Origin of the sequence: Flavobacterium sp. CFBP9031, assembly GCF_034044945.1 — a bacterium.
Lineage (GTDB): Bacteria > Bacteroidota > Bacteroidia > Flavobacteriales > Flavobacteriaceae > Flavobacterium.
On sequence record NZ_JAXCWF010000018.1, the window covers coordinates 29,542 to 50,971 of the forward strand.

General features: G+C 34.8%; 14 protein-coding genes. 2 read left to right on the forward strand and 12 right to left on the reverse strand.

Annotated elements, in window-relative coordinates:
* Positions 1-75: 75 nt before the first annotated feature.
* The 5 genes from SOM12_RS22750 to SOM12_RS22770 all read right to left on the reverse strand — a co-directional run bounded on the left by SOM12_RS22750 (position 76) and on the right by SOM12_RS22770 (position 8,988).
* Positions 76-1,209, reverse strand: a complete 1,134-nt coding sequence (locus tag SOM12_RS22750; RefSeq protein WP_320495617.1) for a TlpA disulfide reductase family protein — start codon at positions 1,207-1,209, stop codon at positions 76-78.
* A 97-nt stretch (positions 1,210-1,306) separates the two neighbouring features.
* Positions 1,307-2,512 carry a TlpA disulfide reductase family protein gene (locus SOM12_RS22755; RefSeq protein ID WP_320495618.1) on the reverse strand — a complete coding sequence of 402 codons (1,206 nt, stop codon included), beginning with the start codon at positions 2,510-2,512 and terminating at the stop codon, positions 1,307-1,309.
* Between the two features lie 65 nt (positions 2,513-2,577).
* Positions 2,578-3,984, reverse strand: a complete 1,407-nt coding sequence (locus SOM12_RS22760; protein WP_320495619.1) for a RagB/SusD family nutrient uptake outer membrane protein — start codon at positions 3,982-3,984, stop codon at positions 2,578-2,580.
* Positions 3,985-3,998: 14 nt separating this feature from the next.
* Positions 3,999-7,592 carry a SusC/RagA family TonB-linked outer membrane protein gene (locus SOM12_RS22765; RefSeq protein ID WP_320495620.1) on the reverse strand — a complete coding sequence of 1,198 codons (3,594 nt, stop codon included), beginning with the start codon at positions 7,590-7,592 and terminating at the stop codon, positions 3,999-4,001.
* Positions 7,593-7,836: 244 nt separating this feature from the next.
* Positions 7,837-8,988: a FecR family protein gene (locus SOM12_RS22770; RefSeq protein ID WP_320495621.1), complete on the reverse strand. Its 1,152-nt coding sequence runs from the start codon at positions 8,986-8,988 to the stop codon at positions 7,837-7,839.
* A gap of 280 nt (positions 8,989-9,268) precedes the next feature.
* Between SOM12_RS22770 and SOM12_RS22775 the strand changes: the two genes are divergently transcribed.
* Positions 9,269-9,880 carry an RNA polymerase sigma-70 factor gene (locus SOM12_RS22775; RefSeq protein ID WP_320495622.1) on the forward strand — a complete coding sequence of 204 codons (612 nt, stop codon included), beginning with the start codon at positions 9,269-9,271 and terminating at the stop codon, positions 9,878-9,880.
* A gap of 9 nt (positions 9,881-9,889) precedes the next feature.
* Here the strand turns inward: SOM12_RS22775 and SOM12_RS22780 are convergent, their stop codons facing one another.
* Both SOM12_RS22780 and SOM12_RS22785 read right to left on the reverse strand, forming a co-directional pair.
* On the reverse strand, positions 9,890-10,240 hold the full coding sequence (locus SOM12_RS22780) for a gamma-glutamylcyclotransferase family protein (RefSeq protein ID WP_320495623.1): 351 nt from the start codon (positions 10,238-10,240) through the stop codon (positions 9,890-9,892).
* 103 nt (positions 10,241-10,343) lie between these two features.
* Positions 10,344-11,099, reverse strand: coding sequence for an MBL fold metallo-hydrolase (locus SOM12_RS22785; protein ID WP_320495624.1), 756 nt, complete (start codon positions 11,097-11,099; stop codon positions 10,344-10,346).
* Between the two features lie 104 nt (positions 11,100-11,203).
* On the opposite strand from SOM12_RS22785, the gene SOM12_RS22790 reads away from it, so the two are divergent.
* Positions 11,204-12,079: a LysR substrate-binding domain-containing protein gene (locus SOM12_RS22790; protein WP_095931306.1), complete on the forward strand. Its 876-nt coding sequence runs from the start codon at positions 11,204-11,206 to the stop codon at positions 12,077-12,079.
* 234 nt (positions 12,080-12,313) lie between these two features.
* Here SOM12_RS22790 and SOM12_RS22795 read toward each other — a convergent pair whose 3' ends face one another.
* From SOM12_RS22795 to SOM12_RS22815, 5 genes are all read right to left on the reverse strand, one after another.
* Positions 12,314-14,221 (reverse strand): sialate O-acetylesterase, encoded by a 1,908-nt coding sequence (locus tag SOM12_RS22795; RefSeq protein WP_320495625.1) that lies wholly within the window; start codon positions 14,219-14,221, stop codon positions 12,314-12,316.
* 187 nt (positions 14,222-14,408) lie between these two features.
* Positions 14,409-16,124 (reverse strand): DUF5597 domain-containing protein, encoded by a 1,716-nt coding sequence (locus SOM12_RS22800; protein ID WP_320495626.1) that lies wholly within the window; start codon positions 16,122-16,124, stop codon positions 14,409-14,411.
* 53 nt (positions 16,125-16,177) lie between these two features.
* Positions 16,178-18,385, reverse strand: a complete 2,208-nt coding sequence (locus tag SOM12_RS22805; RefSeq protein ID WP_320495627.1) for an endo-1,4-beta-xylanase — start codon at positions 18,383-18,385, stop codon at positions 16,178-16,180.
* 15 nt (positions 18,386-18,400) lie between these two features.
* Positions 18,401-19,765, reverse strand: coding sequence for a glycan-binding surface protein (locus SOM12_RS22810; RefSeq protein ID WP_320495628.1), 1,365 nt, complete (start codon positions 19,763-19,765; stop codon positions 18,401-18,403).
* 31 nt (positions 19,766-19,796) lie between these two features.
* Positions 19,797-21,428 (reverse strand): RagB/SusD family nutrient uptake outer membrane protein, encoded by a 1,632-nt coding sequence (locus tag SOM12_RS22815; protein ID WP_320495629.1) that lies wholly within the window; start codon positions 21,426-21,428, stop codon positions 19,797-19,799.
* Positions 21,429-21,430 lie beyond the last annotated feature (2 nt).

The following is a 21,430-nucleotide window of genomic DNA, read 5'->3' on the forward strand; positions in this document are numbered from 1 at the left end:
TCAAAGTTTAAAACTTTGACAAAGTTGAGTTATCGCGACTGAACACTAAAAAACTGAACACTGATCACTAAAGATTTACGATTTACTAAAAATTTCTTTCAATTTAGATTGAAGTTCTGCTTCTCTAAGATTTTTAGCAACGATTTTTCCGTCAGGTCCAATTAAGTAGTTGGTTGGAACCATTTTTACACCGTATAGAACAGCCGCTTCATTTTGCCATCCTTTTAAATCAGAAACATGCGTCCAAGTTAGACCGTCTTTCTCAATTGCTTTTTCCCAAAGTTTCTTTTTATCGTCCAATGAAACTCCCAAAACATCAAATCCTTTATCATGATATGTTTTGTAAGCCACAACTACATTTGGATTTTCTTTTCGGCATGGACCGCACCAGCTTGCCCAGAAATCTACTAAAACATATTTTCCTTTGTAATCTGATAATTTTACCACTTTGCCGTTGATATCGGTTTGAGAAAATTCTGGTGCCGCAACACCAATAGCTGTTTTTTCGTTAAGATCAATTGAAGCTTTTAATTTTTTTCCGTAGAATGATTTCTGAACTTCTGGAGATAAAACGGCATAATATTCTTTTACTTTTTCTGGAGTTCCATAAGACACAATTCGGTCTTCAATTACTAATGCTCCTCCTAAATTGTCTTTGTTTTTTCTAATGAATTTATCTGTCAAATCATCCGCGAAAGCGCCAAGATCTTTCCATTTTTTATCCATCATGGTTTGCTGTTCTGGAGTTAATTTTACTTTTCCTCCCTGTGTTAGCGAATCAGATAATTTGTAAATAGGACCTGCAATTGCTTGTATTTTTTTGAATTCGTTATCGTAGTACGATTTGTAGAATCCGTTTTGTGTAGCTCCAGTTACTTTAGCCTTAAAAACCGAATCTTTTTTTGCTTCAATCGTAATATCTTCATTATCTAAAAGAAAATACGCTCCGTACTCTTGCCCTTTAATTTTAATGGTATGAAATAATGGTTCTACTGTTTTTCCAGTAAAAGTGAATGCACCTTCTTTTACCTCAGCAGAATCGATTATTTTTTTATCTCCTTTTTCATCTGCATATTCTAGATAAACCATTCCTTTATCTAATCCTGCAATTTTTCCGTTGATTTTATATTCTTCTTTCTTTTCGCAAGAAGTAAATGCAGTTGCAATTGCTAACGCAAATAGGCTAGATTTTAATACTGTACTTTTCATGTTATATTTTTTGTTTGTTAGATTGCGATGTTTTTTAGTTTTCAGTTGCAGTTTACCTTTTTCACTGTGACTGAGACTGAATACTGCTACTAAAAATTTAAGATTTCAAAAGCTCTTTTAATTTCGCTTCCAATTCTGCACCTCTTAAATTGTCACCGATAATTACACCTTTACTATCTACTAAATAAGTTGCCGGAATTGCTTTTACATTAAATGCTTTACTTACTTTATCATCGTCTAGAAGATTGTGCCATTGCATGTTTTCTTGTCCAAGTGCTTTCTGCCAAGCTTTTTCATCTTTATCAATTGAAACACTTAAAATTTCAAATCCTTTAGGTCCATATTCAGCGTAAGCTGTTTTTAAGTTCGGAATTTCTTTTCTGCACGGTCCACACCATGAAGCCCAAAAATCTACTAAAATGTATTTTTTGCCGGCTACAATGTCTTTTGCGCTATATGGTTTTCCATCTTTATCTTTTAAACTGAAATTTGCAATACTTGTTCCGATTAAAGATTTCGGATTCAAATCTTTATCTAAAACCTGTCCATAGTAGCTTTTCTTTGCTGCTTCAGAAAACTGATCGTACAAAGGTTTTTGTTCTGGTGTGAAATAACTAAAGTTGGTCATCATGAAAAATGGTCCCCACCAAGTGTTTTTATGTTTTGAGATAACCTCTAATGTTGTTTTTTCTACTTTCGTAAAAAATGCTTTTTCATCAGCCTCAAATTTTTTCCAAACTGGAAGATTTTGAAGTGAGTCTGCGGCTTTTGCGTTTTTATCACGTCTTGCGGCACCGATTAATTTACTTAATTCGTCTGAATCTTTGGTATGATAAGCTGCATAGTCTTTTTCAAGTTCCTCTCTAAACGCAGTTTCTTTTTTATAATAATCATTTGATTTTGAACCTGTAACTACTACATCTTTAAAAGAAATTCTCTCTCCTTCTTTATCCGAAACCGAACCAGCTGCTGTAATTTTTATTTTTGAATTTTCGACCATTACAGAAATATTTCCTTTGCTTTTACCAAAGACAACATAGAAAAAACGAGGTTCATTTAATTTTCCTGCGAAAGTAAATTTTCCGTCTTTTAAAGTTGTTTCAGCAACTGGAAGTTCAGAAGAATGTGTAGCGCCGGGAATCAATTTTACCTCAGTTCCGTCTGCTAAACCTGTTATTGTTCCTTCAATTGTATAAGAAGAAACTGGTGTTGAGGTTGCTTTTTTCTTTTGTGCCTGAATGTTGATGGAAAACATAAACAGGCACAGACAGAATGCTACTATTTTATTTTGAATTGCTTTCATTTTTGATTGATATTTTTAGAAAAGCTTCCCTTTCGGGGAAATCTAATCGGGAAGCTCTTAGATTATTATTTGTCTACATTTTGTGTAATCGTTCCGTTTCCTGGATTTTGCGTTGCTCCTTGTGGGAAAGGCGCTGTCCATAAATGAGAATCAGACGATAATGTGTACGTAATTCCATTTGCAACTTTGCTAAAACTAACTTTATAAAGACCTTCGGCATTTAAACGGCGTGCATCTGCATAAGGAGTAAGCGTTTGCAGCAATTCATTACTTTTTGTTTTGTAAATAGCGTTCAAAGCAGTTGCTTTATCTGTAGTTGAAATATCCTGATAAGATGCTGGAAGAATACGCGTTTTACGAACCGTATTTAAAATAGTCAATGCTTCAGTAATTTTATTATCGCGCGCTAAACACTCCGCTTTTATTAAATAAACCTCAACACTTGTAATTCCTCCAAAATTGTACATTCCTGATAATATCGAATAGTAATAAGTATCAGCCCCAACGGTTCTTACTTTCCAACGAGATTTTAAACGTACATCTCCAGTTTCAAAACGCGCAGCTCTTTCTACTGGTATACTTGGCTCTCTCCCTAATGAACGGCTTGAACCATGTCTAAAAATATAGTTTTCAACATTGTTATAGCCCATTGGCGAAACTGCTGTTGTATAAGAATTTGGTACATCTATAATGGCTTTATTTGCTTCATAAAAAGCTACCCAGTCAAAGAGTTTATTATTTTCTGCTAATGCCAAATCAGCATATTTTAAAGCCTCTGTATAATTATTCATCTGCAGATAAACTCTTGAATAAAAAGCATAACCTGCCCCTAAATTAGGATGCAAAGCGGTTTGAGAAACCTTAGGCAAATAAGGTAATGCTTCTTTAATATCATTTAGAATAAAATCATACATTTCCTGAATGGTTACTTGTTTACTTGGCGCATTAATATTGGCACTCGTAATTAAAGGAACTGATAATTTTGTTGCCGCCGTAGAAGCTACATAAGTATCTGCATAAAAATTAGTTACATAAAAAAAGTTCATCGCACGCATTATTTTTGCTTGTGCCCAAACTGTTCTCTGTTCTTGCTCAGTCGCTTTAGTGGCCGAAAGTGCATTTTCAATAATTAAATTAAAAGCCGAAATTCCGCTATAAGTTGTGTAATAGGTAGATTCGTCTGAGACCTTCAATGCAATACGATCTGCATTTTCGTCCCACATATAATTGGCATTATACAACCTATTACTTGTAAGTGTAGCTGCTGTTACAAATTGATCATTTAGCAAATGTGTAGCTCCTAGGATATCTATTCTTGTATTGTATTCGTCACGCAAAAAAGCTTCATAATCTGCTAATGTTTCTGGCGATTTTGCTCCTTTTGGCACATCGCTCAAGTAATCATCGCAAGATGCCAAAGTCAATCCTAAAGCCAATAAGCACGCTACTTTTTTATATATATTTTTCATCATCTAGTCTTTATAAATTAGAAATTAACATTTACACCCATAACAAAGCTTGGAGATATAAAACCGCCTAACATGTATTTGGCATCTCTGCTTTTGGCAAAAGTGTATACGTTTTCTGCATTCAAATTGAATCGTACTCCGTCTAGTTTTACTCTTTTAATAAGGTCTTTTGGCATTTGATACGCTAACGAAATGTTGCTTAATCTTAAATTTGATGCATCCAAAATATTAATATCTGCATAAGAATAAATCGTACGAGATTCTGAATTAAAATCTGCTTCATATTCGTAAACCGCTCTCGGAACATTGGTAAAAGCCTCATCTCCTGGTTGCATCCAACGATTTGCAATATTGTTGTTTACCACTGTAATATCGGTTACATAACCTCCAAGTCCGCCATTGTAATTGTTAGCCAACATTGGCAGGAATGTGTTTTTCACTTTATGTCCTAACTCATAAATGAAAAGAGCCGAAAGTGAGAAGTTTTTATAATTTGCTGAGGTATGGAAAGAACCACTGTGCAAAGGAACTGTTGAACCATAATCTTTAATTGCGTCTAACTGACCTGGATTGTATTTTACCGCTGTACCTGATGCATCATAAACCTGAGGCAGTCCGGTATTGCTTAGACCAGCCCATTGGTAACCATAAATGCTGTTAAAACTTGTTCCGATTCTAGGATAAGCCTGCGGATAATCTAATTGTAAATAGTAAACAGGAGCTTTTACATTTACATAATCTACAGTGTTTTTATTATAGGCATACAAAATAGCTGCATCCCAAGAGAAAGAAGGCGTTTTTACCATTGTTCCTCTTAAGGTAACTTCGATACCTTTGTTAGTCATTTCTCCATTATTAAGATAGTAGGTTGAATACCCAAATCCTTCTGTTGGAATTCCCTGACTACTTGCTAATAAGTCTTGTCCTTTTTTATTATAAAAATCTAAAGTTCCTGTTAATCTGCTTTTAAAGAATGAGAAATCTAAACCAATATTTGTTGTTGTAGTTTTTTCCCAAGATAATTCAGGATTTGGTCGTTTTCCTACACTTCCGTACGTTCCTCCAACATTTGAATTGGCATAGTAAAAGGCCGTTAAATAAGGTGCCGCATCTTTGGCAATATTTCCTGCAATACCATAAGAACCACGTAGTTTAAGAGCATCAACCCAAGCAGCATCAAAAAATGATTCATTGTTAATATTCCAACCCGCACCTACAGACCATATAGGTTTGTTTTGGTATTTACTGTCTGTTCCCCAAAGATTAGAACGATCCCAACGAATACTACCCGAAAGAGAATACTTTTTATCGTACGTATAACCCCCTGTTGAGTAAACAGAAACGTAACGGTTTTGCAATTCTTTTTCTAATGCAAAGTCATTTATCGACATATAACCGCCAAAAACAGATCCGTATACTTTTAATAAATCGGCTTGATTTATTGCGGTAAAAGATAAAGCTTGCGAATCGTAACCATAGCGAGTGTTATCATTATATTCTTGTTTAGAATGACGGATTTCCATACCTGCAATCGCAGAGAAATCATGCTTTTCTGCAAAAGTCTGATTGAAATTTAACTGCTGACGGAAATTATAAGCATTAGAAAACTGATTCGTTTCTTTAACAATATCTCCGTAAGGCAAATTATAAACCGCCTTATTATTCACAACTGTTACCAAACTATTTACTTTATTTCGCACATAGTACGACTCTCTATCAAACAATTGGCTTGCACGATCTGAAGCAAATTCATATTGGAACATGGCATTGTAAGTAAATGCTTTGCTGAATTTTACATTAAACTTAGCAAACGTTCTGTTTAAGAAATTTTTGTTCTCGATTAAGTTTCTTCCCAACTCGTCCATTGGTGTAATATCCATGTTATAAAGACCATAAGCCTGCATAGAATTAAGCGTGAAATTATTGTAACGAGAAGCAGCAGTAGAAACAAAATTAGTTCCGTCGTTATTTACCAATTGATTGTATGGCTGCCATTTATAACCCGGATTATCTGAAATAGAAACTGAATTGATTGGTTTATAATACTGTGTATCTCCTATTCCGTAATTTAGATACGTTCCTAAATCTAAAGATAGCCAGCTGTTAATTTGTGTTGAGTTTTTCAAATTAATTCCAACCGTTTGGTTTTCAGAATACATATCTTCTAGCTGATTGTCCTTATAAGTTATAGATGCATTAAAAGTATTGTTTTGGCTAGCTTTACCCAAACTAAGGTTGTGCTGCATAAAATATTGATCGCGTTTGGCATATTTTGCTACATCATCGTAGTATTTATAACCTTGAGAACCCAGCTGATTCAAACGATTATTCATATCTGTTTGAGAAATATTTCCTGCATACCCATTTAAGATAGTCTGCATTCCTAAACTCGTAAATACTGCATTATTCAATAATGATTGTGCATAAGTAGCTGAATTAGCGGTTTTCAAGTTAGGATTTCCTTCTGCCCATCCTCTTTCTAAACCAATAATATCAGCAGAACTAGTAAGATTGCCCGTATAATTTCGGTAAGGCGTAACAGTTAAATTACTAGAAAACGAAATATTTGTTTTTCCTTCTTTTGCTTTTTTCGTTGTAATAACGACAACTCCATTTGCAGCACGAGCACCATAAATAGAAGAAGCTGCAGCATCTTTTAAAACCGTAATTGTTTCAATATCTTCTAAGTTTAAATTTGGAAGATTCTCTTCTATAGTATTGTATGGCGTTAATCTAGTATTCTCAACAGGAAAACCATCAATAACATATAAAGGAGCCATAGCGTTAGTATTCATAGAAGTAGTTCCACGAATTTTTCCATCTTGATATCCAACAATACGCCCTTCTAAAATTTTATCTAAACTGTTTAAACGCTGTTCTTGAAAATCCTTTGCTTTTAAACTTGAGAAAGATCCCGTTGCTTTTTCTGCCGATATATCCTGATAACCAGTCTTTAAAACCAGCCCTTCAAGTTCAAGAACATCTTCTTTTAAAACAACATTGATCACACTTCTTCCCTCTACTTTTATTTCTTGTCTTACATACCCTAAATAAGAATAAGCCAAAGTAGTTTCGCTGCTTACCGCAATAATCTGATATTCTCCATTAAAATCGGTATTTACACCTCTTCCAGAACCATTATCAGCAACTGCTGCTCCTACCAAAGGCATTCCTTTTTCGTCTGTAACCCTACCTTTTACGATAAAATCTGCTACAGGTTTTTTCTCTTCCGGTTTTTCTGCAGAGACTTTTCTAGGCGTCAGAATAATGTGGTTTCCCGACACTTTAAAATCGGTACTCGTATTATTAAAGATTTTATTTAAAATAACTTCTATTGAAGCTTCATATGCATTTACATCTATTACTCTGTTCAAATCTACAGATCTTACATTATAAACAAATCTGTAATCTGTAGTGTATTCAAGTCTTTCAATCACTTTTGCAACAGTCATATTGCTGGCATTAAAAGAAATCTTGTTTTTTTGAGAATAAGTGGTTCCGGCGTGCATTACTGTTAAGGCAGTTAGCAGAAATAATGTGGTCAATTTCATTTTCAAATCAAATTTCAAAAAAGGCTTATCAAACCTGATTCTGTTCAAGAGTTTTTTCATACTTTTAAATGTTTTTTTTAATGTTGGTTGGTTAATTAACTGACCGCATATACTCTACCGGGAAATGTTGGCGCATTTTCCGGTTTTTTTATAACGATCCTTTTCTTTTTGGATTTCTGTTACATAGGCTTGTTGATTTTAGATTTTAGATTTCTGATTGTTGATTTTAGATTTCTCAATCTTGTTTCTTATCTCTATATTCTTAATTCTTAATTCTTAATTCTTAATTCTTAATTCTTCGTATTTACTTAATCGTTATTCTATCTCTGTCAATATTGTAATCAATTGCATAACTATCGCTGAAATATTTCAAGACCACTTCAATGGGTTCATTATCAAAACGGGCGTTGAAAATTTCTTTTCCGAGTGTTTTATTTCTGTTAATGAAAGTTACATTGTATTGGCGTTCTAACTTTTTAATAATATCATCAAAAGAAGCATTTTTAAAAACCAGACTTCCTTTTACCCAATCGGTATAATAATCGGTATTGACCTGTTCGATTTTAATTTCGCTTTGTCCTTGTTGAGCCGAACCTTTAAAACCTGGTGTTAAATAAACTTGATTTTGGGTTGTTTTCTGATCTTTATAAAGCGAAACTTTACCTTCGACCAATACAACATCTGTACTGCTATTAGTACTATACGAATCGACATTGAACTTAGTTCCTAAAACCTCAACATTAACTTGCTGCGCATTTACCGTAAACGGATGGCTTTTATCTTTGGTAACTTCAAAATAAGCTTCACCTGTTAAATACACTTCTCTATTTTGTTTTTTGACAAACTGAACTGGATATTTAAATGACGTTCCAGAATTCAAATGCACTAAAGTTCCGTCTGATAGCTGCACCTCAAATTTTTTGCCGTACGGAATTTTCAATGTATTGTAAACCAATTCTCCTTCAGCAAAAGCTTTATTATAAACCAATCTGTTTTTCTCTTGTTTTCCAATAATATTTCCGTCTTTGTCCGTAACATTTTTTTCTCCAGAAATATCAATAGTTTCAGATGAACCGTTACCCAATTGTAAAACAATCTCGTCGACTCTCGGCACAATAACATTTTGTTTAACTTGTTCTGCACTAGAATTTTTATAGAAATAAAAACCTCCCAAAGCCACAATTAAAATCGCAGCATATTTATAATAAGATGAAAATCTTCGTTTATAAAAAACATTATTTTCCTTATTGATTCGTTCCGAAAGCTGTTTACTAACTTCGGTCGAATCAAAAGTGTTCAAAGCAGTATCAATTGCATAATTGGTTTGCACAAAATCCTTAAATACAATTTGATTCTCTTCTTCTCTTAACCACTCCGTAAGCTGCTCAATCTCTTCTTGAGAAGCCTGATTTGTGATAAATTTAACAATTAGTCTCTCTGACTTTTTTACTGTCATTTTAGTCGTTTTTAACATTATTACGAAGCCAAAAAACAAAACCCTAACAATTTGATAAAGTTTTTTTCATTTTACTGATTTTTTTATTTTTCGCAAGTGTTTTCTCTCAATAAAACCCGACTAATTTGGTAGATATTATAAACTAAAAGATTTATATTTGCATTTTTCCTCCTTTTTTATTTGTAATAATTTTCAAATAGAAAGCCGAAAAAAAGGTCGATTTGAGCAAATTCAGTTTACTTTTTAACCTCAAAACCTATTAATTTATATATTTGTTTTTATGAAGATTGATGATTACAGCGATAATACCATTCTAATTGAGTCTCTACAGAATGGAGATGAAAGTGCATACACGTACCTTATCGACACCTATCATCATAAACTTTGTGTGTATGCCAACAGCTTGGTAAAGAATGTTTATAGTGCCGAAGATATCGTGCAAAATGTTTTTATTAAAGTTTGGGAACAACGTACGAGACTAAAAGTAGATCATTCTCTAAAAAGCTTTCTTTACAAACTGGTTTACAATGAATTTATCGATTTGTACCGAAAAAACCAGTCTTTATTTTCTCTAGAAAAATCGTATTATGATGCCTTAAACGGAATTGTTCAAGAAGAAGATTCTGAATCTTTTCAGAGGGTTTTGAATGCGGTAAACAAAGAGATTCAGAATTTACCCCCAAAATGCAAAGAGGTTTTTATTTTAAGTAAAAAAGAAGGTTTAACCAATATTGAAATAGCAGAACATTTGGATGTTTCTATCAAAACCGTTGAAGCGCAGATTACCAAAGCGTTCTCGATTTTACGAACTTCTTTGGAAGAAAAAGTAAAGAGTGTATTGTTTCTTTTGTTTTCTGCTAAAAAAAAATTCAAACTAAATAATTTAATCTGAATTTTCCTTTTATTGTTTTAAAGCATAAATGTATCCACTTCCTTTTTCTCCATTTTCCAGCTCATATTCGGTTTGAATTCGCGTATAGCCATCACCTTCAAATTCATCCAGATAATCCCAATGCGAAGTCAAATCTTCCGAAAATAAAACATGCGCCTTTATTGTTTCGGCTTCTTCATTATTAACGGGAATAAAACCATTATACCCTAAAGAAGAGCCCCAACCACCTTCTTCAAGTTTTCCTTTTATAATTGCTTTTTTCCATTCTCCCTTTATCGGATCCATAACCGAATGATTGGATTCTCCCGGAGCCAATGATCCGTAAATAATTAAAGCCGGAATTGTTTCTATGTTTTTCATCTATAATCTCTATTCTTGCTTCTAACCTCTATATTCTATATTCTATATTCTTGTTTCTTGTTTCTTGTTTCTTGTTTCTTGTTTCTTGTTTCTTGTTTCTTGTTTACACAGCATCTTTCATCTCACTTCTTTCTTCAGTAAAATCTAAAACAGGTGTCTTCATATCATGGTACAAAAGCACTTTCCAGTTTTCATCTTTTGCCTGCTGTTCCCATTTTTTTCTTGATTCCATAGCACGTTTTCCGTCGAAGTCGGTTTTGTAGGCAACAGGAAATTTTAAATATCTTTTTTGAGGAAGATCATCGGCTCCATAAAAAACAATTTCGTTATCGGCTTTAATCCAAAATACCTGTTGAAATTTGGTATGTCCTGCTGTAACTTCAAAGGAAATTTCGTCTGAAATTTGTCCGCTGTCTTCATTTAATAATTCAACATTTGGCAATTCTTTCAGCTCATTTAATAGTTCAGGAACGTACGACGGATTTTGCAATTGTTCTAAAGCAAAATCTATTTCTCGTTCTTGAATGTAAATCCTCGCATCTGGAAAATTTTGAACAAACTGATTATCTTCAAAATAACCGATTCCTTCTATATGATCTTTATGTAGATGCGAAACCAGAATTTTAGTAATCTGTTGAGGTTCAATATTATTTTTTCTCAGCATTTCGTAAATAAATGGAACGCCATTATTGACAAATCCTAAACCGAAATCTATTAAAATAACATCATGATCTGTAATAACAACAAAAGGCTGAATCGCCATTTTTAAACCAGAATCGATTGTATGCTCTGTTAAAAGCTGAAATTCTTTTTGAGAATTGACAATATAATTTCCTTCTTGTAATGCTATAATTTTCATGTTGTTTTTGTTTGTAGTTGTATAACAAAGCAAAGTTCTTAAGAATTTCTATATTTGTAAAACCTTATTTTTCGATATAATCAATCGATAAAACCGATTTAGAAATGGAACTTCGTCAGCTTAAATATTTTCTGAAAGCAAAAGAATTACTGAATTTTACCGAAGCGGCTTCGGCGCTTTATATCAGTCAGAGTACTTTATCGCAACAAATTAAACAATTGGAAGACGAACTTCAGGTTCCGCTTTTTAACCGAATTGGAAAACGAATTACATTGACCGAAGCTGGAGAATTGTTTTCGGTTTACGCGCAGCAATCGGTCAACAAAGCTTCTGACGGACTTCAATTATTAAAAGATTTAAATAAACTCGAAACTGGAAAAATTGCCATTGGCGTTACCTACGCTTTACGACATGTCGTTACAAAAGCTTTGATTTTGTTTAGTTCCGAATATCCTAAAATTCAATTCGAAATTATCTTTGGAACTTCGCAGGAACTCATTCAAAAACTAAATCATTTTCAACTTGATGTTATTCTAACTTTTGAGGAAATTGCTTCTGAAGCGCATTTTAAATATTTAGAATTGTTTACTTCCCCAATGGCTTTGGTTACGTCTTCTGAAACTTCTTTAAAAAATAAAAAGACCATTTCTCTAGAAGAAATTAGTACGTTGCCTCTTGCCATGCCTGCTGGTGGTTTTAGCACCACTCAATTTATCAGCAAGGCCTTTGAAAAAAACAATTTACATCCGAATGTTACGATCGAAATAAATGATATTCCAACTTTGCTTGAATTAATTAAAACGGGAAAATGGCACACGATCTTAACGAAAACTACAATTGAAGACGAAAAAGATTTGTACGCCATACCAATAAAAGGAGAAAATATGACCCGAACTGCAATGCTGATTTCTTTGAAGGAAGTGTATGAGAAAAAGGCCGTTAAGGCGTTTTTGAAAATGCTCGTAGAAAATTTGAAATAGTTTTTAAATATCGGATTTTTAAAACAAGTCCCAGCGGGACGGCATATTTATAGAAACAATTATTCCCATTTCAAAAGAGCCTCAGCGGGGTGAAATATTAATTTTAGAATTATGTCGCTCCTCTGGAGCTTTTGCTAACCATGTATCAAATGATCTATAAATATTTCATTCCTCCGGAATTTTGTCTAAAAATTGTTTGTAGCAAACTTTGTCAAAGTTGTCATTATTAAAAATTTATTTCAACTCTGCTTCAAAAGGCGAAGCAGGCAAATTTTCTTTATTGTATAAATTAGCTTCAGAAGGATTATCTGCCCAAGCATAACGCACTTTTACAGGATTTAAAACGGCATCATTCCAAACTACAATTTTATCGCCTTCGATATTTGCTTTTGCCCAAACAAATTTTCCATCGGTTCCTGCAATGGCAAATTCTTTTAACTCATTTCCGTTTTTGCCTTGCAATCCTGATCCAATATCTGAAAAGCTTAAAATCAGTTTATTGCTATTTTGTTTCATCGATTGAAAAATCGGACCAGAAGCCGTTAAATTTTTCTCTCCGTAAATCAATTTTCTTGCTTGTAGCGATAATCTTTTTCCAACATCATATTTGTTTAATGGGTGAATATCATTCCATTCGCCTAAATCTATTGTGATCGCTAAGCCTATATTTGGAACTTTCAACGTATTTAATTGCTGCTGTCTTAAAGCCGCCCAATTGCTTTCTGTTGGTTCTGTTTTGGGTTCCATAAAATTAGGCAGCTGCACCAATAAAAATGGCAATTTTTCCTGTTTCCATTGCGCACGCCAATTAGAAATTAAAGCTTCCATTAAAGGTCCATATTCAAATGGTTTTCTAGTATTGGCTTCGCCCTGATACCATAAAACCCCTTTTATTGGATAATCTTTTAGTGGTGCAATCATGGCATTGTAAAGTCCGACAGGTTTCCAACGCACAAAAGTTTGCCCTGGTAACGGTTCCGTTTTTGAGCCTAATTTGTATTTCCAAGTTCCTTTTAAATCAATAGTTTTATCGCCTACAATTAACTCGTAAGGTTTATCGATTACAAAACCTCCTATACCTGAATTGTTGATAACGCGAACCGTGATTTCATTTTTTCCTTCTTTTAAAACATTAGCATTAAAAGAATAAATTCTTGGCGGATATTGGTACGAAGTTGTTCCAACGAAATGTCCATTTACAAAAACGGAGTCAGCATCAATAATTCGTCCTAAAATTAATTTTGCTTGATTTTCGTTTACTTTTTCCAGAACAAAATCCTTTTTAAACCAAACCGAACCATTTATTTTCCCGAGTTCACCATCGGCCCAATAACCTGGAATATTCATTTCCTTCCAATCTGAAGTTTCGATCGAATTTCTCCATTTATCTTTCAGTCCAAGATCGGTTTCATTGAGTAATTTATACCAATTTGAACTAACTTTTCTATCATTTTCATCGATTTGTTTTTCGAGTTTTCCGTCTTTGAATTTTAGATATTCCTGCTCATATTCGGGGAATTTTTTAATGCTTTCTTCGCTAATCCATGATTCTGCAGGAGAACCGCCCAAAGCACTGTTGATTAATCCAATTGGAATTTTATACTTCTCGTATATTTCTAAAGCGAAGAAATATCCAACTCCTGTAAACTGCAAAACATTTATAGGATTTGCTTCAACCCAAGAACCAGCTGAAAAATCGTTTCTTTCTTTCGCAAAATAATATTCATCGGGAACTAAAAATTGTCGAATATTCGGATTGGCAGATTTTGCAATTTCTTCTTTGTATTTGTCTTTCAGGCGATCCATTGGAAGTTCCATGTTGGATTGTCCCGAACATAACCACACATCTCCAAATAGAATGTTTTTTAATACAATTGTATTGGATGCTTTTAAAGTCATTTCATAAGGCCCGCCGGCTTTTTGAGACGGAAGCTGGATCGACCATTTTCCGTCTTGAGCTGTTATCGTTTTGTATGTTTTGCGATTAAAATCGAGTTCGATTTTCTCGTTTGGCGATGCCCAGCCCCAAATATTAACTTTAGTATCACGCTGTAAAATCATTCCGTCGCTTATCAATCGCGGCAATTTTATTTGTGCGTTTATGCTAAGAGTTATTAGAAATGCTATTATTATTTTTTTCATTATAATCTGTTTTATTTTTTTTAGCCACGACCCGAGCGATAGCGAATAGGCGAAGCAATTCACGAATTTCTCTAATTCTTTTCTTTGTGTTTTAATTATCTTCAATTACACAAATTAATTTGTGCAATTGAATCACTCTACACACAAAGATTTTAATAAAAAATTCGTGAATTCGTGGCTAAAAAAACTACTCATAAGTATATAATTTTACTTTTTGGATTTCGTAATCACCAACTGAGATTCTCAAATGCCTGCCTTGATGGGTTTGATCTCCGTTGAAATGCCTGATGGTTTTCCATTTTTCATTTTCAAATCGGCCTTGATCTGTTTTTAGAATTCCTGCGTTTAGATTTTCCTTTAATGGTTTAAAAGTAACCACAATTCCTGATCCAGAAATATAAAATTCATCTTTGGCAATTTCTATAATAATCGCACTAGACATTGGCCAAGTTTCTGCTTTTGCTCCATCAGACCAATTTAAGGTATAATCGTGTTTGAAAGTGAATTCGTAATCGCCCATTTTTATGATTTGCGTATTATTTTCTTTGTCTAATAAAACACCGTCAATTTTTCCTTGCCCTTTATTGGCTTCAATTGTCGGAGTTAACTGTTGCACTAAATCATATATTTTCCCTAATGGTTCTTTTTTGCCATCGGCAACAGATTCTATAGAAAATGGCGAAAAACCAATTGCTTCGTAATGCCCTATAGCGTATAAACCTTTAAAAGGCGCCGTTTCATCAAAACGGTGTTCTGGAATAAATAACGGATCGCCTTGACGGGTAAACAAATCGTTCCATTGTTTAAATGAGGGGTTGTAAAAATCGGGCGCTAAAAAATCAATTGAATTTCCTGCGGCTTTCCAAACGTCCATAATATGAGGCAACGGTCCTGCACTTGGATATTGTCCTGGCTTTTTTTCTGGAGCATTCAACGCTGCATTTACAAACATCGGAATTGGATAAGCGTCTTTTCCTGCCTTAGCAACAATATTGGTGAACTTAGAAAAATACCAAGCCATAAAAATTTCGTCGGTATGTAATCCTTTTCCAAAAATTTCTTCCCAGTTTCCTTTTGTTTTGAATCCGTTTTTCTTCCAGATTTCTAAAAATTCAGGAACTAATTTTTGTTTGTTTCTTTCTAAATATTGGATCAATTCCTCTGGAACCGGCTTCTGAAATGCAGCATTCGCTAAAGCGTGATAATCACGAGCAGTTGGCAGCATTCCGATTTCGTTTTCAACCTGAACCATAATTACGGTTTGGTCTTTTTGGTCGAAATCTTTGATATGCGCCATCAGTTTTTTGAAAGCATTCAAATCGGCCTGAAGATTATTTTCGCTGAAAGGCGTTAAAATCTCATAACTTTTGTTTGTATCGTCTTTAACTCTCGGGTATTTTTTCTGGTTGAGTTTTACCCATTCTGGCGCGTGGCTCGACATGCTGTTTTTCCATGATCCAAACCAAAGAAAAACGAGTTTTAAGTTTTCTTTTCGTGCTCTGAGAATCAAATCATCTACTAATAGAAAATCAAATTTGCCTTCTTGCGGTTCTATCAATTCCCAATAAATCGGGGTTAAAACTGTGTTGAGGTTCATATCTGTCAATTTAGACCAGATAGGTTCCATGCTTTCCATACTGGTTGCAGAGGAATTTCCTAATTCTCCGCCTCGTATTAAGAATGGTTTTTGGTTGACAATTAATTGTGTTTTGTTTGCTTTTTTCTGAAGATGAGGTATGTTTTGACTAAACCCAAACTGTATCGTCAAGAATGCAATGAGAAACAATTTGCCTTTTGTAAAAACGTTTATTAGGTTTGTTTTAAGATTCAAAGCCATTTGGATTTGTTTTTTTGCTCCGATAAAATCTTGAGCGATAAAAGTTAGGAAAAATAAACAATCCATAGTGCAGACCCTTTTACAGACTTGCACTATGGATATTATTACTAATTAAATACTTAAGGTTTTTGTAATTCTCCTGAGAAACCTAAACTCACATCTTTTCCTGCAAGACCATCTGCTGCGCCTTTGTAAGCGTGTTTACGAACGTAATTTGCATCCCAAAGATTTGGAGATTCATTTGGAAGCCAGTATTCATGTTCTTTAGAATTATCTGATACTCCCCAAATTGTAATTCCGTATTGCTGAGCCGCAGGAATATATTTTTTGTATGAATCAATAACAAATTGATACATTTCTGCCTGAGAAGCTTGCTGTGCAACTGTTGGTGTTGCGGTTCCTAATCTGATGTCTAATTCAGAAATTTTAATCAATTTTCCAGTGGCTGCCAGTTTTTGAAACATCTGAACAATTTTATCTTTCTCTGTAGTTAAACCAATGTGCATCTGTGTTCCGATTCCGTCTACTTTAGCACCTTTCTCTTCAATATATTTTACGTACTCGATTAATCCGTCACATTTATCCAGTCTCGATTCTAAGTTATAATCGTTGATGAAGAGTTTATCTGTTTCATTTCCGTACTGACGTGCTAGTTTGAAAGCTGTTACAGCATAATCTTTTCCAAGATATTTAATCCATGAGAAATAATCTGAAGCCGTATCGCCTTCTGTCCCGTTCCTTAGAGTTCCATCTTCTTTCATTGGTTCGTTTACCACATCCCAAGAGAAAACGCTTGTTTTATAGTGTGTCATCATTTTAGAAATCCAATCTGTCATAGCATCGCTAATAATTTTAGTTTTCTCTGCATCTGTTTTCTCAATTGTAACTGGAGCTGTCGCGCCTCCACCAGTTGCTGCACCATCGGTTACCAAAACATTATCAATATAATAGGTTCCTGCCGCTCCTCCTAAATCGAAACCAAAACCTGTTTCACCGCCTTTTGCTGCGATTTTCCACTCGATTTGCTTCCAAGTTGTAGTAGTGGCCTGATCGCCTTGGTAACTTGCTACACCCGATGGAGTTGTTGAACATCTTACAGATCCAGCAGCTTCAGAACGAATCATATACGAAATGGTATAGTTTTTTCCTGCTACTAATGGAGAAGTAAAAGTGGTTTGAATCTGAGTTTTCCATTGGTTTCCAGCGTCAGATGTAGCATTGACTACTTTCATAGCTCCACTTCCTTCATAAGCATTTGAAGCTCCTGCTGCGCTTAATGCATCAGCTGCTCCATTGGCTTTGCTCCATCCTGTTATTCCAGAATTAAATGTTCCGTTAGAAACTAAATTAACTGGCCCTGTCGCAGCATCCAAATCGACAACTGCTAGCGTATTAGCATCAATCAGATACGTTACATTTGGAAGATATCCTAAATCTAAATTAAACTGAAAAGTTGTGTTTCCTGCTTTAAAATCGCCTGGCGCTAATTTAATTTTAACTTGCTGCCAAGAAGAAGTGGTTGCAAAAGCTTCTGTCCATGTTCCGCCTGTGCTAAACCAATCTTTGTATGGGTATTGATTTGCCAATGAAGCATTAAATGAAATACGTCCTTTTCCTGTTACATCAGATTTGATATAAAATGAGATTTCGTAATTATGCCCGTCCACAATTGGCACATTCGGAGAGGTCAGCTGAAGACTATAAGCCGCCGAAGAACTTGCGCTAGAAGCTAGCTGAATTGCCGCAGATGTACTTGTTAATCCCGCATTGGCAACTGTAGTTATACCTTTTCCTGGGTTATTTCTAGCCCATCCTGTAAAAGTTCCGTTTTTAATAGGAGTTAGATCCAAGACATTTGTTCCGCTTGAACCTGGAATTACTGTAGGGGCAATAATACTGTTTAGGTAACTTGCATTCTGGTTGGAATGCCAAATTAAAGTGTGTCCGAAAACTTTTAATCCTGCGCTTTTTGTTGCAGCAATAAAAGCATCTACATTGGCAAAATCAATTTCTCCTTTCGAGTTTACCATTGCTCCATGCTTCATTTCGTAACCTGGCGTTACTTCATCAAAATTTTCGTTTACGATTTTTCTATAATTAGCATCGCTCATGTACAAACTTATTCCAATTCCGTTTCCTAAAGAAAAATCAGAATAGTTTTTTAAGGGTTCGTAACGGCTTATTTTTTCTACTAAAGCCAACGGAAGTTCGGCTCCTGTTACTTCTCCGTGCTCTGGGTCTTTTCCCCACTCCATCAAATTATCATCGCATGATGACAAAATCATTAGTGATGAAGCAATTATTGGTATGATATATTTAGATTTCATTTTGTGGCTGTTGGGTTAGTTAAAATCATTGTATACTGGCGTATCTAATGGTACAATTCTCCAATTGTCTGTGTAGACTTTTACAGAAGTTGCTTTTGAAGGAAATTCTACTTCGCTTGCGCTTCCTGTTACATTAGATAGTTTTACATCAGAATTTTCGAAGTAAATTCCAAAGTTTTGATACGTTGCCGCTTCGCGAAAAGCTAGAACCGTTTCGAAAGTAAATGCCTCTTTAGACCAAGCATAGAATTTGTTTAATGGAATGGTAACGGTAATCCATCCTGTTGTATTTACTCCAATTGCTTTACCATCTTTAATCCAAGGAACATAGTTGTAACAAGCTCCTGTCCATTCTCCTCCATTAAAATTATTGATCATACAAATTTTTAAGAAACCAGAATCTCTCCAAACATCTGGCACATAGATATCAAATTGAAATCCTACTTTATCCAATGGCGTACTTGCCGGAATGTATGGCGTTAATTGTGCTCTCCAATTGTCTACTCCATTTCCTGCTGTCCAAACTTCAGTACAACGGTTTTTTGCTGCATCAAAAGAAGCAATACGAGCTGGACGATGAGGTACGTATTTTCCTTGAGATGTATTTATGGTTCCTAAAGCTGCCGACTCTAAATCTGCTGGCTTGATCATGCTTGTTGAACTTCCCCAATATCCGTGTGAACCTTGTCCGTCAAAATTAAGCAGTAAACCTTTTTTGAAATTGAAATACGCTGGAGAGTACACGCCTCCGTTTGATGTTTCGGCATAAATTGAACCTCCTAAATCTGAAATTCCGCTTGGTACTACAACTGTAAATGATTCTCCTTCTTCATCTGAAGTGATTCCTGTTGTAACTTCAACATTTCCTGGAAAAACTACTTTACTTACTTCTGTCAAACCTGTTCCTGAAACAATAATTGTCTCTCCGGGATTTGGCATTGTATTCGACATGCTTAAAATAGCTGGTTTTCCTGAACGGATTTGAAAAGGAAATGTCACTTCGTTTGAATCATTTACAAAACGAATTGTATTTCTTACCGATGGATCTGCATCTGTAATGGGTGTATCTGCAGAAATGCTTACCAACATTGAATTGTTGGAAACAAAAACCACATTAAAGTAGGTCGAATATCCGTTAATATAAACTTTTTTCAGTCCTTCAAATCCAGAACCTTCGATACGCAATAGCTGTCCTAAACGGGCAAAACTAACTTCTCTATCTGGTACGGTCGAATTTACATCTTCTAAAAACACTTTTGTAATGGTCATTGCGCGTCCTTCAGAATCGTTGTTGTCGCAAGAAGTAAATAGCATACCGAAAACCATCATGCTTAATAGTGCAATAGGTGCCCAATACTTTTTATTTAAAATATATTTCATATTTATGTCTTTTAGTTTTTTATTTCTGAAACTAGAATAAGTCTTTTATTTTCTCTTCTGTAAACTGATACGGAACAGGATTTTCTCTCAATAACGGATTCTGAACTAATTCAGATTCTGGATAAGGAAGTGTGAAAATTGTCGCATCAATTACCCCAATTGCTCTCGGACTTGTCGCTTTTGTAGCGTCAACCGTAACGGTATTGGTTGCTGAGTCGTACAAAATTGGAGTTATTGTTCCTCTATTTTGCGCAGTCACATAGTTGATTACTTCCTGCTGTTTGTAGTAAGCTCTACGAACTAGATCGTACCAATATTGTCCTTCCATACATAATTCAACTCTTCTTTCATGTGCAAGATCTGCATAAGTCAAAGTTGTTTTAGGATCTAAACCTGCACGGGTGCGAAGTCTGTTTACAACCGAAATGGCCGTAGCATCTGCAGTTGTAGCATTGTTTCCTAAAGCTGCTTCTGCATAATTTAAATACACTTCTGCCAGACGTAACATGTATGTATTTAAAGCAGAATTCATACGTGTAATTTTAGAATTGTCTTTGGTAGAACCTACAACTCCTTTTTTAATGGTAAGGAAATCTGCTGTATGATCTACTATATAACCTCCGTTTGCTTTATTGATTTCTGCATAATGATCACCATCTCCCATAAAAGTCGCTCTACGACGAAGATCTTTTGATTCATATTCTTGTAAAACATTATAAGAAGCTCTTGTCCAATATCCCCAAGCGGCATCGTCTCCTGTAATATCAGAGCCTAATGCAAAATAAGCCTGTTGTGTATTGTTTACGCCATAATCTCCGTTTGGAACCCATTGCAATGCAAACATAGATTCGGTATTGTTGTTATTGTCGATCATGAACAAATCTTCATAATTTGTCATTAAGCTGTAAGGCCCAGAACTCATTACTTTTTCTGCTGCTTTTTTGGCCAAATCAAGGTATTCTTGATTGCGTGTTCCGCTGTTTGGGTTGTCGCTAACACCTGAAAATGATAAGTAAACACGAGACAGCATTCCGTATGCGCTGTATTTTGTTAAACGTCCAGCCTGCCCTGCAGTTTCCGGAAGGTATTTTGCAGCAAATTCTAAATCACGCATTGAGAATTCGTAAACATCTTTCATTGGATTTTTGTTTACGATTGGATTTTTTACCAATTCTCTCGGATCTGTAGAAATAATCACATCTCCCCATAACGAAGCTAGATACCAATAAGCTGTTCCTCTCATAAAACGAGCTTCAGCAATATATTTGTTTTTAATAGCCTCGCTCATTGAGCTTCCAGAAATTCCAATAATCACATTATTAGACTGCTGTATTACATTATACAAAGATGCCCAAGCCGAAACCAAAGGCCCTGTTAGTCCCGTTTCTGTTAAATCTGTAAACGGATAAACATAATCTGAGAAAGGCGCATACATGTTTGCGGCACGTCCATCTCCTAATCCGTAGTAGAATTTATCATTAAAATCAAACCATACTTTATTGTATAATGGTCCCGTTGCGGCCTGAAAATCAGATTCTGTTTTATAAAAGTTCTCTTTTGTAATTACATCATTCGGTTCAACGTCCAAAATGTCGCTGCAACTCGTCCAAACAAATGGCAATGCAATAATTAAAGCCGTGTAAAATATTTTCTTTGTTTTCATTG